Genomic DNA, 13,896 nt, shown 5'->3' with positions numbered 1-13,896 from the left:
TCATCCGTTCAGCATGGCGCTGAGCTGCTCGGCAGCCTCACGCAGCATCGTCACGCGCTCCTCGGATTCGGGAGAGGAGGGGAGCATGGTCGTGGTGCCCAGGACGGCCATGGCCGCCTGGACGTCGTCGGCGCCGAACACGGGGGCAGCCACGGAGGCCAGCCCGACCCGGCCGAGGTCGGCCCAGGCGATCCGGTCGCGCCGGGCGAGGGCGAGTTCCGCGTGTTCGCGCTGGGCCTCCGCCGGCGGCAGGCCGGCGTGCAGGCGGGCGACGACCGTGGGGTCCGATTGGAAGGCGAGGAGCACCCGCGACTGGGCGGCCTTGATCTCGAGGACCGTCCCGACGCGCACCGTGAGCACGATGGTGCCCTCGTTCGCCTCCTCGACATGGCCGACGACGGCGCCGGAGCGGCCGAGGAAGCTGACGACGGCGGTGAGACCGGTGCGGTCGGAGAGCTGCCGGAGGAGGGAGGGCGCGAGGCTCATGATCTGCTGGCGCGTCGAGACGAGCCCGGAGAGCTGGTCGATGAGCGGACCGGGGCCGGACGAGGCGTTGAGGAAGCCGGAGGACTGCATGGAGAGCAGGTACCGGTGCGCCGTCGTGCGGTTCAGGCCGAGCCGATCCGCCACGAGCGCGGGGGAGAGGACCCTCGTGTGCTGGTCGAACAGCGCGAGGATCATCGCCGCCCGTTCGATCGACTGGATGGACCCGCGGTCGGTCTCGGGGAGCGGAACCGGCTGGGCCGGAACCTGCTGGGCGATGCCTGCGGTCGCGTCACTCATGTCACACCTCCTCATCGAGGGTCGAAGCGGTTGTCGTCGATCAGTACAGCAGGTGTCTGTTCATAATGCAATCCTCAATTTCGCATCATGAACACAGGACGGTCGACAAGTCCGGGATGATCCTGGCGCTTTCGCTAGACACGATCGGCTTGTGTGCGTAATCTGAACCAAAAGTACGCAATCCGAACACAAGGAGGTTCTCGGATGCTCGCCACCGAAGACGCACCCATCCCGTCGCCCGCACTGCTCAAGGTCCTGCACGGAGCGGTCGACCTGCACGTGCACTCCGGCCCCAGCCCCTTCCCCCGTCGGCTCAACCACGTGGAGGCGTCCTACGACGCCGCCCGCATCGGGCTGCGGGCCATCCTCATCAAGTCGCACCACCACAACACCGTCATGGACCTCCTGGCGATGCGCGACCTCCTCGCCGACGCACCGACCCCCGCCTACGGTGGTGTCGCCCTCAATTCCGAGGTGGGCGGGATCAACCCCTCAGCCGTCGCCGTCGCGATCCAGATGGGCGGCCGCGCCGTCTGGGGTCCCACGGTCTCGGCCGGTCAACACATCCGCGCGCACAGTCACGACGACGGCTTCCCCACCGCCGGTTCCAACCTCGAGGAACGCGAGGAGTCCATCTGGGCGGCGGAGGGCGACGTCTCGGCCGAGACGGTCCGCGTCACCCAGCTCGTCGGCGAGGCCGGCATCATGCTCTCCGGTGGACACCTCGACGCCGAGTCGATGAAGGCGCTGTTCGCGACCGCGAAGGACAACGGCGTCACCAGGCTGCTCCTCCACCACCCGGACTTCATCGTCAACGCCTCCGACGGCGACGTCGAGGAGATGCTCGGCTACGGCGCCTTCGTCGAGCATGAGATGTCGATGTACCACCCGGGCGTCCCCGCTCCCGGCTTCCCCATCAGCCAGCTCGTGGACTGGATCGAGAAGGTCGGCCCGGAACGCACCGTCATCGACTCGGACCTCGGGCAGCTCACCAACCCGCTGCCGGTGGACGGGTACATCTACGTCATCCAGCAGCTGCTCGACCACGGGGTGTCCGAGCGCGACATCCGGCAGATGATCTGCCGGAACACCGCCTTCCTCCTCGGGCTCGAGGAGACCAACTGATGCTGGCCGCCGAGCAGGTCATCATCAGTACGGCCGTCACGGGTTCGGTCAACGTCCCGTCCCAGAGCGACGCCCTGCCGCTCAGTGCCGACCAGGTCGTCGCCTCCGCACTCGAAGCGGTGGAGGCGGGATCGGCCGTCATCCATCTGCATGCCAGGCATCCGGACGGACGGCCCGCCTGGGAGGCCGAGGTCTACGAGCAGATCATCCCGCGGATCCTCGACGAGACCGACGTCGTCATCAACATCACGACGGGCGGCTCCTCGGCCATGACCATGGAGCAACGGCTCGCGGGGGCGATGCGCTTCGCCCCCGAACTCGCCTCGTTGAACATGGGGTCGATGAACTTCGTCTACGCGGGCATCGCCGACAAGGTCACGGAGTGGAAGCACGACTGGGAACGCCAGTACGTGCTGAACACCTACTCGCAGCCGTTCATCAACTCCTTCGACCGCATCGAGCACACGCTCCGCGAGCTGGGCGACGGCCTCGGGACCCGGTTCGAGTACGAGTGCTACGACATCGGCCACCTCTACTCGCTCGCCTACTTCGCCGACCGTGGGCTCGCGAAGGCGCCGTTCCTCATCCAGGGGGTCTTCGGCATCCTCGGTGGGATCGGGGCCGACCACGAGAACCTCACCCACATGGTCGCGATCGCCGACAAGCTCTTCGGCGACGACTACTCGTTCTCCGCGTTCGCCGCCGGCCGCGGCCAGATGCAGTTCGGCACCCACAGCGCCTGGCTCGGGGGACACGTCCGGGTCGGCCTCGAGGACAGCCTCTGGATCGGGAAGGGCGAGCTCGCCACGAGCAACGCACAGCAGGTCCGGAAGATCCGGGCGGTCGTCGAGGACCTCGGCAAGACGATCGCGACGCCGGACGACGCTCGACGCATGCTCCACCTCAAGGGCCTCGACCGAGTCACCCGCTGACCAGGACCCCACCTCACGACAAGGAACCCCATGACGATGTATGCCAAAGACGACATCCGTTCACGGCTGGCGATGGCACCGACCGGCGCCGCGCCGTCGATCGACCCGACCACCCCGGTCAAGCCGTCGCAGTGGATCGCGTTCGACGACGTCCCGCCCGCCGAGACGGGCTCCGCCGGCGGCCGCACCTGGATCGCCAGGGCCGCCAACCTGGTGATCGTGTATTCCGACGCGCGCGCCGGTGAGCGGTTCAGTCGGGCCGGGCAGCCCGATGAGTACGCCGTGCTCCTGTACTCCGACAGCGCCGCCCTCCGCATCTCGGCGGGTGGCGCGGAGGCCGACGTCGCCGAGGAGGCGTTCGTCGTCGTCCCGCCCGGCGACAGCGAGATCGAGGTCGTCACCGACGGGCCCGTGATCCGGCTGTTCTCCACCCGGGCCGAGGACCTCCTGCAGCGCGCCTCGAACGCCGACGCGTACGCCGAACCCGACCAGCGGGCCGCTCCGCTCGAGCCCTGGCCGGACCCGGTCGGCGGATTCGCGCTCCGGGTGTACCGGCTCGCCGACACCCCGATCGCCGAGGGGCGGTTCGGTCGGATCTTCCGCACCACGAACCTCATGGTGAACTTCCTCGCGGAGGAACCCGCGCCACGGGACGCCCACAAGCTCTCGCCGCACTTCCACGATGACTTCGAGCAGATCTCCTTCGGCGTGAAGGGCCGGTTCCGTCACCACATCCGGTACCCGTGGGGACCGGACTCCTCGCAGTGGCGCGCCGACGAACACGAGGAGATCGGCACCCCCTCGATCTGCATCATCCCGCCGCCGACGGTGCACACGACGCAAGGGGTCGGTCCGCACCAGCAGCTCCTGGACATCTTTGCGCCCCCGCGCGTGGACTTCTCGGCATCCGGTTGGGTGCTGAACGCCGACGACTACCCGGCCACGTGACCATGGCGACGAGACGGACGAGCCGGTTCCGAGCCGCCCTCGCCGCTGACGCCGGTCCGGCTCTCGGCACCTGGGTGAAGCTGCCGGCGATGGAGAGCATGGAACTCGTGGCGCTCGCCGGCTTCGACTTCGCGGTCATCGACCTCGAGCACTCGCCGATGAGCATGGAGACGGCCGCGCAGCACATCGGGGTGGCGCTGCTCGCCGGCGTCTCACCGATCGTGCGCATCCCGTCGCTCGATGGCGGTGTCGTCCAGCGCGTGCTCGACGCCGGTGCGGAGGGGATCATGCTCCCGCATGTGGACTCGGTCGCGCAGGCCGAGGCCGCAGCGGCAGCCGTGCGGTTCGCCCCGCTCGGCACCCGCGGTGTCGGCAGCACGAGCCGCGCCGGTGCGTGGGGGGCGACGTCACGCGAGGAGTACCTGCGGTTCGGGCAGGAGGAGGTCGTGTTGATCGCCCAGATCGAGAGCGCCGCCGCCGCACGCGCCGCCGGGGCGATCGCCGCCGTCCCCGGGGTCGACGCCCTGCTCATCGGCGCGGCCGACCTCTCCACGAGCGAGGGTCGGAGCGAGGCCGACCCGGTCGTCGTCGACCTCATCGCCCGAGCGATCCGCGACACCGTCGCCGCCGGGAAGCCCATCGGCAACGCCGGCGGCGCCAGTGCGGCCTCCGTGCAGGCCTCGGTCGACGCCGGCTACCGCTTCACCCTCATGAGCAACGACGCGAGTCTGCTCGGCGGCGCGGCGTCCGCGGCGGTGCAGGCGGGCCGCTCGGTGCGGTACGCCTGACGACAGCAGGACGATGAGACATCCCGACGACACCGACTCCCGAACCGATCAAGCCGCAGCACCCACCTGGTGGAAGGACCCCATGAACACAGCGACACACACGACCACACCGCGCCCTCTCCTCGACGGCAAGGTCGTCCTCGTCGTCGGCGCGAGCGCCGGCATCGGTGCCGACGCCGCGCGCGTCTTCGCCGAGCACGGTGCCTCCGTCATGCTCGTGGCGCGCACCGCCGGGCCGCTCACCGCGGTCACCGACGACCTCGTCGCGGCCGGGTACGACGCCGCGTCGATCACCGGCGACATCAGCGTCGGAGCCGACGTGGCCCGCATCGTCGACGCGACCGTCGAGCGGTTCGGCCGGCTCGACGGCGCGTTCAACAACGCGGCGCTCACGCAGGCAGGGCGCCTGGACGAGGTGAGCGAAGCGGACTTCGACCGCCTCCTCGCCGTCAACGTGAAGGGTGTGTGGCTCTGCCTGCGCGAGGAGCTCCGGGTCATGCGCGCGGCCGGTGCCGGCTCCATCGTCAACGTCAGCAGCATCGGCGGTCTCCGCGGCAGTTCCGGCATGGGCGCCTACCAGGCCACCAAGCACGCCGTGATCGGACTGACCCGTACCGCCGCGCACGACAACGGACCGCTCGGCATCCGGGTGAACGCGCTCGCCCCCGGCCCCACCGAGACCCCCATGCTCGACCAGACGAGGGTCGCCATCCCGGGCGGAGTCGAGGCGCGGATCGCCGCGACGCCGCTCCGCAAGGCGGGCACCGGCGCCGAGGTCGGTGAAGCGGCAGCCTGGCTCCTCAGCGACCTCGCGAGCCACATCAGCGGTGTCGTCCTCCCGGTGGACGGCGGCTTCAGTGCCTGACACCGGCCTCGACCATCGCACCACCGAACACGCCACCGCCACCCACCCCGCCGCCTCCGAACGGACAGGACCCAGCAGCATGACCGAGACCGGAACCCTCCGCCTCCCACCCCGCATCCACGTCGGCTTCGGCGTCCGCCGCCAACTGCCCGTGATCCTCCGCGAGCACGGGACGCGCGTGTTCGCCGTCGTCGACCCCTTCCTCGCCGACTCGCCGGACTTCACGACGATCGTCGACACCCTGCGTGCGGACGGGTTCGAGGTCGCCGTCTACACCGAGGTGCTCCCGGAACTCCCGGTCGACTCGCTCACCGAGGCGGGCCGAGTGGCCGCGGACTTCGCCCCCGACGTCGTGCTGGCCTACGGCGGTGGCAGCTCCCTCGACGCGGCGAAGCTCATCGCGGTGCTCGTCGCCCACGGTGGCGTCCTCGCCGACTACTACGGCGAGAACAACGTGCCGGGCCCCGTCCTCCCGATCGTGGCCGTACCGACGACCGCCGGGACGGGCTCCGAGGTCACCCCGGTCGCCGTCATCTCCGACCCCGCCCAGGAGATGAAGATCGGCGTCTCGAGCCATCACCTCATCCCGGTCGCCGCCGTCGTCGACCCCGAGCTGACCATCGGTGCACCACCGTCGGTCACCGCGTACGCCGGCATCGACGCCCTCGTGCACGCGCTCGAGTCGTTCACCGCGGCCGAGCTGCCGTTGGACTGGGAGACCCGTCTGCCAGTGTTCACCGGGCAGAACCTGTTCGTCCGACACCTGGCGCTCGAGGCGATCCGACGGATCGCGCCCAACCTGCCCAGGGCCGTCGCCGACGGCACCGACCGCGAGGCCCGAGCCGAGGTCGCGTACGGCAGCCTCCTCGCCGGCATGTGCTTCGGTCCGACCGGCACCCACCTCTCCCATGCCGTCCAGTACCCGGTCGGCGCGATCACCAAGACCCCGCACGGACTCGGTACCGGGCTCATGATCCCGTACGTCCTCCAGGCGTGCGTGCCCGTCATCCCCGAACGGCTGGCGGCCATCGACGCGGCACTCGGCGGCACCGAGACCGACGTCCATGCGGCGGCACAGGACGCGGTCGACCGCGTCGCGGAACTCTGCCGCACCATCGGCATCCCGACGAGCCTCGCCGAGATCGGCGTCGAGGCCGATCAGCTGCCCCGTATCGCCGAGCTGGCGATGCGCTCGAGACGACTCGTCGACATCTCACCGATCGGCTCCGACCCGGAGCTGCTGCACGCCATCCTCCAGGCCGCCCACGCCGGCGACCGATCCGCCCTCCGAGCAGACACGGACGCACGATGACCACCACCCTCACCACCACGAGCACCGAACCGATCGCCCGCCTCTTCATCGACGGCGTCTGGCGGGCCGGGTCCGACGGACGCACCTTCCCCGTCGTCGACCCGGCCGACGGCAGCACGATCGCCGACTTCGCCATCGCGAGCCGCGAGGACTGCCTCGCCGCCGTCGAATCCGCCGTCGCCGCCCAGGCCTCCTGGGCGGCCACCCCGCCCCGGGAACGCGGCGAGCTGCTCCGTGCCGCCTACGAGGTCCTCACGGACGAGGTCGAGACGCTCGCCGAGATCATGATCCGGGAGAACGGGAAGTCCTACCGGGACGCCATCGGCGAGGCGAACTACGCCAAGGAGTTCTTCCGGTGGTTCGCGGAGGAAGCCGTCAGGATCCCCGGCGACTACCGGCTCTCCCCGAGCGGCGACAAACGGATCGTCGTCGACCGACAGCCCATCGGCGTCTCCCTCCTCATCACCCCGTGGAACTTCCCCGCCGCGATGGCGACCCGCAAGCTCGCCCCGGCGCTCGCCGCCGGGTGCACGGTCATCCTCAAGCCCGCGCGCGAGACGCCGTTGGCCGCGGCCTACGTGGTCGACGTCCTCCGTCGGGTCGGGTTCCCGCCGGGTGTCGTGAGTCTCGTCACGCCGGTACCCACCGGGCCGATCGTCGCCGAGATGCTCGCGCACCCGGCCGTCCGCAAACTGTCGTTCACCGGGTCGACCGAGGTCGGCCGGGAGCTCCTGCACGCGTGCGCGGACACCGTCGTGAGCGCCTCGATGGAGCTCGGTGGCAACGCCCCCGTGATCGTCCTCCCCGGAGCCGACCTCGACCTCACCGTCCGCGAGTCGCTCCTCGCCAAGATGCGCAACGGCGGCTCGGCGTGCACGGCGGCGAACCGCTTCTACGTGCACACGAGCGTCCACGACGCGTTCGTCGATCGGATGGGCGAGGCGCTCGCCGCGATGCGGGTGGGGCCGGGGCTCGACCACGAGAACGAGCTCGGCGCGCTCGTCTCGGTGCAGGAGCGCGACAAGGTGGCGGCGCTCGTCGAGGGCGCGGTCCGCGACGGGGCCAGCGTCGTGCAGGGCGGTCGACCGTCGAAGGAGGGCGCGTTCTACGACGCGACGCTCGTGACCGGCGTCCGGCACGGCTCGGAGATCACGACTACCGAGATCTTCGGTCCGGTCACGGCCGTGGTGCGGTATGACGAGGTCGACGAGGCGGTGCGCATGGCGAACGACACGGTCTTCGGACTCATGGCATACGTCTTCGGTGAGGAGCGTGAGGCGGTCGCCGTCGCCCGCCGCCTCGAGGCGGGCATGGTCGCCGTCAACCGCGGTGTCGTGAGCGACCCGGCCGCGCCGTTCGGCGGGGTCAAGCAGAGCGGCCTGGGGCGTGAGGGGTCGAGCGAGGGCATCCTCGAGTTCCTGGAGGAGCAGTACATCGCGCTGACGGCGTAGCCGGGGGTGATGAGGCTGGCGGCCGGCTGGGCGATGCGGCATCGTGGGAGCGGCGCCCGACGGTTCCGTCCGCGCCCAGCCGCGCCAAGCATCGAGGAGCTCACGCATGACCGATCGCATCCTGACCACTCATGCGGGGAGTCTGCCGCGCACGCCCGAGTTGACCCGGTTGCTCGTCGCCCGGGACCAGCGGCGCGCGTTCGACGTCGCGGAGCTGGAGGAGGTCGCGGCGGATGCGGTGGCCGCTACGGTCGCCGCCCAGCTCGCGACAGGCCTCGACCTCATCAACGACGGTGAGGTCCCGCGCGTCGGGTTCTCGACCTACGTCCTCGAACGCATCGAGGGATTCGGCGGCGCAGGGCACCGGAAGCCGACGCTCGACTCCCTGGCGTTCCCCGACTACGCCGCCTTCCAGGCCAAGCAGATCGTCGAGGGCGCCGACGTCGCGCGCGTCTGGGATCCGCCGATGGCGCAGGGACTGCTCACCTACGACCCGACGCTGTCCGGCATCACCGCCGACCTCGACGGCTTCGACCGGGAGCTCGCCGTGCAGGCAGCCCAGGGGCGGGTGCCCGCCGGTACCTTCTTCTCCGCGGCGACGCCCGGGATCGTCTCGACCACCCTGCTCCTCGACGCGGCGAACCCGCACTACGGCGACGACCGGGCGTACGTCTTCGCGCTCGCCGAGGAACTGCGGGTCGAGTACGAGGCGATCGCCGCTCGAGGCCACGTCCTGCAGCTCGACGCCCCGGACCTCGCCATGGAGCGGGTCATCCAGTTCGGCGATGCGACGCTCGAGGAGTTCCTCGCGGCGGTGGACCTCCACATCGGCGCCCTCAACCACGCCATCCGGAACATCCCTCGCGAGCAGGTCCGGCTGCACGTCTGTTGGGGCAACTGGCAGGGTCCGCACCAGGACGACGTCCCCGTCGACGTGCTCCTCCCACACCTGTACCGGGCGAACGTCGGTGCGTTCAGCATCCCGCTCGGCAACCCGCGGCACCAGCACGAGGCCCCCGCGTTCCGCGAGCACCCATTGCCCGAGGGGGCGCTGCTCATCCCGGGCGTCATCGACGTCACCACCAACTACCTGGAGCACCCGCAGGTCGTGGCGAACCGCATCGTCGAGGTCGCGGAGGCGGTCGGTGATCCGACGCGCGTGATCGCCGGAACCGACTGCGGTCTCTCGACGTTCGCGAGCTACGAGTTCGTCGCGACGGACGTGGCCTGGGCGAAGCTCGGCGTGCTCGTTGAGGGTGCTGAGATCGCATCGAAGCGGTTGTTCGGCGCCTGACCCGTCGCCGATCCGACGTGGGCGAGGGCGCGGGCGCTCACGTGGTTATCGACGTTTCGTCGCTGACCGAGAGCGTGAGCACGGCCTTGCCGATGAGGGCGTCCTGCTCGAGGTCGCCCTCCAGTCGGCGGAGCTGCCGCGCGACGTCGTTCTCCCGGTCGTCGCCGACGAGGTCGACCGAGGCGACGAGGAAGAGCCGTTCCGGGCCGCTGAACTCGAGGTATAGCGCCGTCACTCGCTCGATCTCGGGGTGCGCCAGGAGCGCGCTGATCGTCTGCGCCCGATACGCCGGGCTCGGGGAGGCCCCGAGGAGGTAGCGACGGTTGCGGTTGATGAGCAGGAGCGCGACCCCGCCGAGCAGCACGCCGATCGCGATCGAGCCGATGGCGTCCCAGACCGGGTCGCCGGTCACCTGGTGGAGGCCGATGCCGGCGCCGGCGATGATGAGGCCGAGGAGTGCCGCGGAGTCCTCGAAGAAGACCGAGCGGAGCGTCGTGTTGGACCCGTTCACGATGTAGTCGAAGAACCCGCGGCCGTACTTCTTCGCCGTGCGACGGCCCTCGAGGATCGACTGCGTGAACGAGAAGCCCTCCAGGAGGAAGGCGACGCCGAGCACGAGGTAGCTGAGGGCGTAATTCTCCATCGCCTCCGGAGCGGTGAGGCTCTGGATGCCGTGCTGGATCGAGACGACGGCGCCGACGGTGAAGATCCCGAAGGCCGCGAAGAGCGAGAAGATGTAAGCGTCGCGGCCGTAGCCGAGCGGGTGGGCGGCGTCCCGCTGTTTGTCGGCGCGTTTGTCGGCGATGAGCAGGAAGATCTCGTTCCCCGCGTCGGCCCACGAGTGTGCCGCCTCCGCGAGCATCGACGCCGAGCCGGTCAGTGCGGCGACGATGGACTTCGCGATGGCGACGATGACGTTGGCCAGGAAGGCGATCACGACGGTCATGGGGCAACGCTACGCCCAGCCGGGCCGCCGTGTGCGCGAGGGACGCCTAGGACTTCAGGACGCGCAGCGCCGATCCCTTGTGAGCGGCCTTCGCACCCGTCTTCTCCGACTCCACGATGAACGCGGGCTCGTCCTTCGACGCCGTGAAGTGCTGGCCGTCGAACTGGAAGTCGGCGGTCTTCCGCTCGACGACCTTCCCCTGCGTCCGACCCTGCGAGGTGCCCCACGACACCCGGTCACCCACTCGTACGTCCGCCATGCTGCCTCCTCGTCGCCAGGCGCCGCACGCGCGACGTGTCGACGACGATGCCAGGACGGCTGACGGGCCGACAAGGGCTTGCGCCCCGATCGGTCCGAGGTCGAGGCCGAGTCCTAGAAGACGTTGATGACGTCCTCGCAGCTGCTCTCCTCGTCGAGGGCCGTGATGACCTTCTGGTCCTCGATGTCGCCGAACGGGAACCCGTCGGGCTGGCCGTCGCCGTACTCGCCGATGTCCTTCAGGACCTCCTGCGACTCCGTGATGACCTGGTCGTAGTTGCGTTCCAGGACGGTGGGGAACTCCTCGAACTCGGCGATGCGCGCTTCGGCGATCTCGATGCGGGCGTCGTAGTGGTCGGTGAAGGCTTTGACGATCGCCTTCGCGTCCTCGCCCGCGGGCGGGTTGTCGGCGACGGCGTCCCGTGCGGCCTGGATGGTGGCCACGTGCGCGTTCGCGGCGTCGAGGATCGCCTGCTTCTGGACCGGGCCGTCCTCCGCCGTGCGGTCCGCACTGCGGACGTCCATAAGCGAGCTGAGGACGTCGTTGTCGGCGTCGTCCGCGGCGAGCATCTCGCTCCAGCCCGTGCAGGCCTCCTTCGCGAACGCGGCGTTGTCGCCCGAGTCGCCTGCGTCATCGGCGCCCCCTGCGCATCCCGTCAACGCCATCATCATGGCGGCCCCCGCGATCGCTGCCGTCCCGAACCTGCGCATTGCCGCCCCCACCGTCTCATCGCGGCCCGACCCCCGGACCACTCGATCAACGGTAGCGAGCGCGGTGGCGTCGCCGCGATGGGGACACCTCCCCATCTCGCGTAGCGTTGGCGGGATGAGTGACGCCACCACCACCGAGGAACACCGCAGGACCGCTGCGCACGCCTACAGTGCGCTCGGCTGCCTGCTCCTCGACGCGGGCACCTCCGTCACCGACGTCCGCGACTCCCTGGAACGCGCCACGGCCGCATCGGGCGACGAGGGCCTCGCTTTCTCGGTGCTGCCGCAGCTCATCATCGTCAACGACGTGCACACCGGCGCGGTGCTCGCCGTCGGCAACACGCACGGCGAGCTGTCGTTCCGCGGCGCGGCCCGGGCGAACCGGCTCATGCGCGAACTCGAGCTCGGGCACTGGCCGGTGGGCGACCTGCCGGCTCGGGTCCAGTCGATCCGGGAGACGCCCCGACCCCACGCCTCGATGCACTGGGTGATCGGGAATCTGCTGCTCGCGGGTGGGCTCGCCCTGCTGTTCCGCTGCCCGTGGTGGGCGATCGTCGCGTCCATGCTCGTCGGCGCGTTCGTCGGCCTCGTCATCACCCTGCTGGCGCGGTGGCGGGGAGCGGTCGCGATCGCCCCGTTCGTGACGGCGTTCGTGTCGACGACGCTCGTCGGCACACTCGCGTCGGCGATGGACCTCGGCCCCGTGCCGCTGTTCGCCGTCTGCGCGCCCATCGCGATCCTCGTGCCCGGGGCGCTCATCACGAACGCCCTGCTGGAACTGACCGCGACCGACATCGTGACGGGTTCAGCACGCCTCATGTACGGGTTGATCGTCCTCGCCTTCATGGCGGCCGGCATCTCGGCCGGGGCGCTGCTCACCGGCCTGTCGATCGACCCCGACTCCACGGCGCTCGTCGGCCAACTCGGCCGCGGCACCACGGACCTCGTCGGTTGGGAGGCGATCCCGCCGCTCTGGTTCACCTGGATCGGGGTGGTGATGCTCGCGGCCGGCATCGGGATCGCGTTCGGTTCCGGTCGCTCCCTGACGCTGCTGACGATCTGCGTGATGGCGCTGACCTATGCGGGCATCGTCCTGTTCGCCCCGCTCGTGGGGAACGCGGTCGCGACGGGGCTCACCGCCGGGCTCGTGTTCGTCGTCGCGCGCATCGTCGAGCGGTACTCGGCGGCCGTGCCGTCCAACGTCACGTTCCAGCCGGCGCTGCTCATGCTCGTGCCGGGCACCGTGGGGCTCGTCTCCCTCGCGACGCTCGAGGGCTCGGCGGTCACGGCGGCGCTCACGGTCTTCATCAGCCTCTGCGTCGGCGTCAAGACGGCTGCGGTCGTGACCGGGGTCGTCATCCCGCCGGTGCGTCCCCGGTCCGCCGCGCCCGCGCCTTGATCGCGAGGATGACCTCGGTCTTCGCGTCGGCGTAGTCGTTCATGTCGTCCCACGACCGGCTGAGCAGCTCCCGCTTGGTGCGCTCGTACAGCGCGCGGTCGTCGGCGTTGGAGCGCAGGTGGTCGCGGAGGAGCAGGTACTCGTCGATCTCCGGCGCGCCCTGTTCGTAGAGGTGCACGTGGACGTCGCGCTCCGGCGTCCGGACCATCCGATGGCGCGGTTCACGGACGCGCAGCACGTAGCCCGCGGCCAGCAGCGGGTCGAGGGAGTCCTCCTCCGCCGTGATGTCCTCCACGGCGACCACGATGTCGACGATCGGCTTCGCGGCGAGTCCGGGCACCGAGGTCGAGCCGATGTGCTCGATCGCCACGGCGTCGGCCCCGAGGGCGTCGAGGATGCGCTGCCGGTGCTCACGGTACCGATCGGGCCAGTGCGGGTCGGCGTCGTGCAGTTCGACCCGGACCGGCTCGGTGCCACCGACGAGTTCGAGCGCCGTGACGTCCGGGCGTCGAGGGCGTCGGTGCAGGCCGTCCTGGAGCGTACGGATGTTCGCGCCGAGGACGCCCGAGGCCAACAACCCGGAACCGAGCGGGCCCGACGGGTCCGTGCCGAGCAGGGGGAGGAGACGGAGGGCCGACCGGACCGGGCCGCTCGCGTGCTCGAGCTGCCAGACGATCTCGGTCGCACCGGCGCCGGGGTGGTCCAGCTCGGCGGCCTTCGCGGCGTAGGCGGCGGCGCCCAGCGCGTGCGCGCCCATGTGGGCGACGCCGGCCGCCTGTCCGGCCGACCAGGCGGCGGCCTTCGCCGCGGGTGCGGTGACCACCTGCGAGGCGCGGTTCGCGACGAACCGTCGGCGGATCTCCCCGGCCGCGTCGAGCTCGCCGGCCGAGAAGGCCCGTGCCCGCGCGATGGCGTCACGCGGACGGTCGTCGTCCGGCGCCTCCGTCTCGAAGAGCGGCAGGACCCGTTCGGCGCAATCGGCGGCCCAAGCGGCGACGAGACGGCGGTCGGCTTCGGGGAGTGATTGCGGCGAGAGCATGCTCCACCTTCGCACGCCGCCGCGGATTCCCGCCGGGTGCCGGGT

The 13,896-nt window shown here is 70.6% G+C and carries 14 protein-coding genes; 9 read left to right on the top strand and 5 right to left on the bottom strand.

What is annotated here, in order from left to right; all coding sequences use genetic code 11:
* On the bottom strand, positions 1-783 hold the full coding sequence (locus tag QRN27_RS10345) for an IclR family transcriptional regulator (RefSeq protein ID WP_285042170.1): 783 nt from the start codon (positions 781-783) through the stop codon (positions 1-3).
* Between the two features lie 204 nt (positions 784-987).
* Here QRN27_RS10345 and QRN27_RS10340 point away from each other — a divergent pair, with 204 nt between their 5' ends.
* From QRN27_RS10340 to QRN27_RS10305, 8 genes are all read left to right on the top strand, one after another.
* Complete coding sequence (locus tag QRN27_RS10340) at positions 988-1,908, top strand: DUF6282 family protein (protein ID WP_285042169.1); 921 nt, start codon at positions 988-990, stop codon at positions 1,906-1,908.
* The gene (gene kce, locus QRN27_RS10335; RefSeq protein ID WP_285042168.1) at positions 1,908-2,840 is read left to right on the top strand and encodes a 3,5-dioxohexanoate:acetyl-CoA acetone transferase; all 933 of its coding nucleotides are present in this window, start codon (positions 1,908-1,910) and stop codon (positions 2,838-2,840) included. The genes QRN27_RS10340 and kce overlap by 1 nt, the downstream gene beginning before the upstream one ends.
* 30 nt (positions 2,841-2,870) lie before the next feature.
* Positions 2,871-3,788 (top strand): cupin domain-containing protein, encoded by a 918-nt coding sequence (locus QRN27_RS10330; RefSeq protein ID WP_285042167.1) that lies wholly within the window; start codon positions 2,871-2,873, stop codon positions 3,786-3,788.
* A gap of 2 nt (positions 3,789-3,790) precedes the next feature.
* Positions 3,791-4,576, top strand: coding sequence for an HpcH/HpaI aldolase family protein (locus tag QRN27_RS10325; RefSeq protein WP_285042484.1), 786 nt, complete (start codon positions 3,791-3,793; stop codon positions 4,574-4,576).
* 82 nt (positions 4,577-4,658) lie between these two features.
* Positions 4,659-5,441 carry an SDR family NAD(P)-dependent oxidoreductase gene (locus tag QRN27_RS10320; protein WP_285042166.1) on the top strand — a complete coding sequence of 261 codons (783 nt, stop codon included), beginning with the start codon at positions 4,659-4,661 and terminating at the stop codon, positions 5,439-5,441.
* Between the two features lie 79 nt (positions 5,442-5,520).
* Positions 5,521-6,753, top strand: coding sequence for an iron-containing alcohol dehydrogenase (locus tag QRN27_RS10315; protein WP_285042165.1), 1,233 nt, complete (start codon positions 5,521-5,523; stop codon positions 6,751-6,753).
* The gene (locus QRN27_RS10310; protein WP_285042164.1) at positions 6,750-8,204 is read left to right on the top strand and encodes an NAD-dependent succinate-semialdehyde dehydrogenase; all 1,455 of its coding nucleotides are present in this window, start codon (positions 6,750-6,752) and stop codon (positions 8,202-8,204) included. Before QRN27_RS10315 ends, QRN27_RS10310 begins: the two co-directional genes overlap by 4 nt.
* Before the next feature lie 106 nt (positions 8,205-8,310).
* Entirely contained in the window at positions 8,311-9,498 is a 1,188-nt protein-coding gene (locus QRN27_RS10305; RefSeq protein WP_285042163.1) for a uroporphyrinogen decarboxylase/cobalamine-independent methonine synthase family protein, read from the top strand.
* Between the two features lie 37 nt (positions 9,499-9,535).
* On the opposite strand, the gene QRN27_RS10300 is transcribed toward QRN27_RS10305, so the two are convergent.
* From QRN27_RS10300 to QRN27_RS10290, 3 genes are all read right to left on the bottom strand, one after another.
* Positions 9,536-10,444 carry a cation diffusion facilitator family transporter gene (locus QRN27_RS10300; RefSeq protein WP_285042162.1) on the bottom strand — a complete coding sequence of 303 codons (909 nt, stop codon included), beginning with the start codon at positions 10,442-10,444 and terminating at the stop codon, positions 9,536-9,538.
* Between the two features lie 46 nt (positions 10,445-10,490).
* Entirely contained in the window at positions 10,491-10,703 is a 213-nt protein-coding gene (locus QRN27_RS10295) for a hypervirulence associated TUDOR domain-containing protein (protein WP_064295385.1), read from the bottom strand.
* Positions 10,704-10,816: 113 nt separating this feature from the next.
* A complete protein-coding gene (locus tag QRN27_RS10290) occupies positions 10,817-11,413 on the bottom strand; it encodes a hypothetical protein (protein ID WP_285042161.1) in 597 nt (198 codons plus the stop codon).
* 115 nt (positions 11,414-11,528) lie between these two features.
* On the opposite strand from QRN27_RS10290, the gene QRN27_RS10285 reads away from it, so the two are divergent.
* Complete coding sequence (locus tag QRN27_RS10285) at positions 11,529-12,812, top strand: threonine/serine exporter family protein (RefSeq protein WP_285042160.1); 1,284 nt, start codon at positions 11,529-11,531, stop codon at positions 12,810-12,812.
* Here QRN27_RS10285 and QRN27_RS18350 read toward each other — a convergent pair.
* Positions 12,769-13,851: a GrpB family protein gene (locus QRN27_RS18350; RefSeq protein ID WP_350224091.1), complete on the bottom strand. Its 1,083-nt coding sequence runs from the start codon at positions 13,849-13,851 to the stop codon at positions 12,769-12,771. The genes QRN27_RS10285 and QRN27_RS18350 overlap by 44 nt on opposite strands.
* Positions 13,852-13,896 lie beyond the last annotated feature (45 nt).

The sequence above is a fragment of the Plantibacter sp. LMC-P-059a genome (assembly GCF_030209505.1).
In the GTDB taxonomy this organism is placed as follows: domain Bacteria; phylum Actinomycetota; class Actinomycetes; order Actinomycetales; family Microbacteriaceae; genus Plantibacter.
The sequence above is the reverse complement of the archived record's forward strand: the minus strand, read 5'-3'. Positions and strand labels throughout refer to the sequence as shown.

What these genes read in the sequence shown, in the direction of transcription:
- QRN27_RS10305 (WP_285042163.1), top strand. Translation starts at nt 8,311, where the DNA reads ATGACCGATCGCATCCTGACCACTCATGCGGGGAGTCTGCCGCGCACG.
- QRN27_RS10295 (WP_064295385.1), bottom strand. Translation starts at nt 10,703, where the DNA reads ATGGCGGACGTACGAGTGGGTGACCGGGTGTCGTGGGGCACCTCGCAG.
- QRN27_RS10330 (WP_285042167.1), top strand. Translation starts at nt 2,871, where the DNA reads ATGACGATGTATGCCAAAGACGACATCCGTTCACGGCTGGCGATGGCA.
- QRN27_RS10310 (WP_285042164.1), top strand. Translation starts at nt 6,750, where the DNA reads ATGACCACCACCCTCACCACCACGAGCACCGAACCGATCGCCCGCCTC.
- QRN27_RS18350 (WP_350224091.1), bottom strand. Translation starts at nt 13,851, where the DNA reads ATGCTCTCGCCGCAATCACTCCCCGAAGCCGACCGCCGTCTCGTCGCC.
- QRN27_RS10315 (WP_285042165.1), top strand. Translation starts at nt 5,521, where the DNA reads ATGACCGAGACCGGAACCCTCCGCCTCCCACCCCGCATCCACGTCGGC.
- QRN27_RS10320 (WP_285042166.1), top strand. Translation starts at nt 4,659, where the DNA reads ATGAACACAGCGACACACACGACCACACCGCGCCCTCTCCTCGACGGC.
- QRN27_RS10290 (WP_285042161.1), bottom strand. Translation starts at nt 11,413, where the DNA reads ATGCGCAGGTTCGGGACGGCAGCGATCGCGGGGGCCGCCATGATGATG.
- QRN27_RS10325 (WP_285042484.1), top strand. Translation starts at nt 3,791, where the DNA reads ATGGCGACGAGACGGACGAGCCGGTTCCGAGCCGCCCTCGCCGCTGAC.
- kce (WP_285042168.1), top strand. Translation starts at nt 1,908, where the DNA reads ATGCTGGCCGCCGAGCAGGTCATCATCAGTACGGCCGTCACGGGTTCG.
- QRN27_RS10285 (WP_285042160.1), top strand. Translation starts at nt 11,529, where the DNA reads ATGAGTGACGCCACCACCACCGAGGAACACCGCAGGACCGCTGCGCAC.
- QRN27_RS10300 (WP_285042162.1), bottom strand. Translation starts at nt 10,444, where the DNA reads ATGACCGTCGTGATCGCCTTCCTGGCCAACGTCATCGTCGCCATCGCG.
- QRN27_RS10340 (WP_285042169.1), top strand. Translation starts at nt 988, where the DNA reads ATGCTCGCCACCGAAGACGCACCCATCCCGTCGCCCGCACTGCTCAAG.
- QRN27_RS10345 (WP_285042170.1), bottom strand. Translation starts at nt 783, where the DNA reads ATGAGTGACGCGACCGCAGGCATCGCCCAGCAGGTTCCGGCCCAGCCG.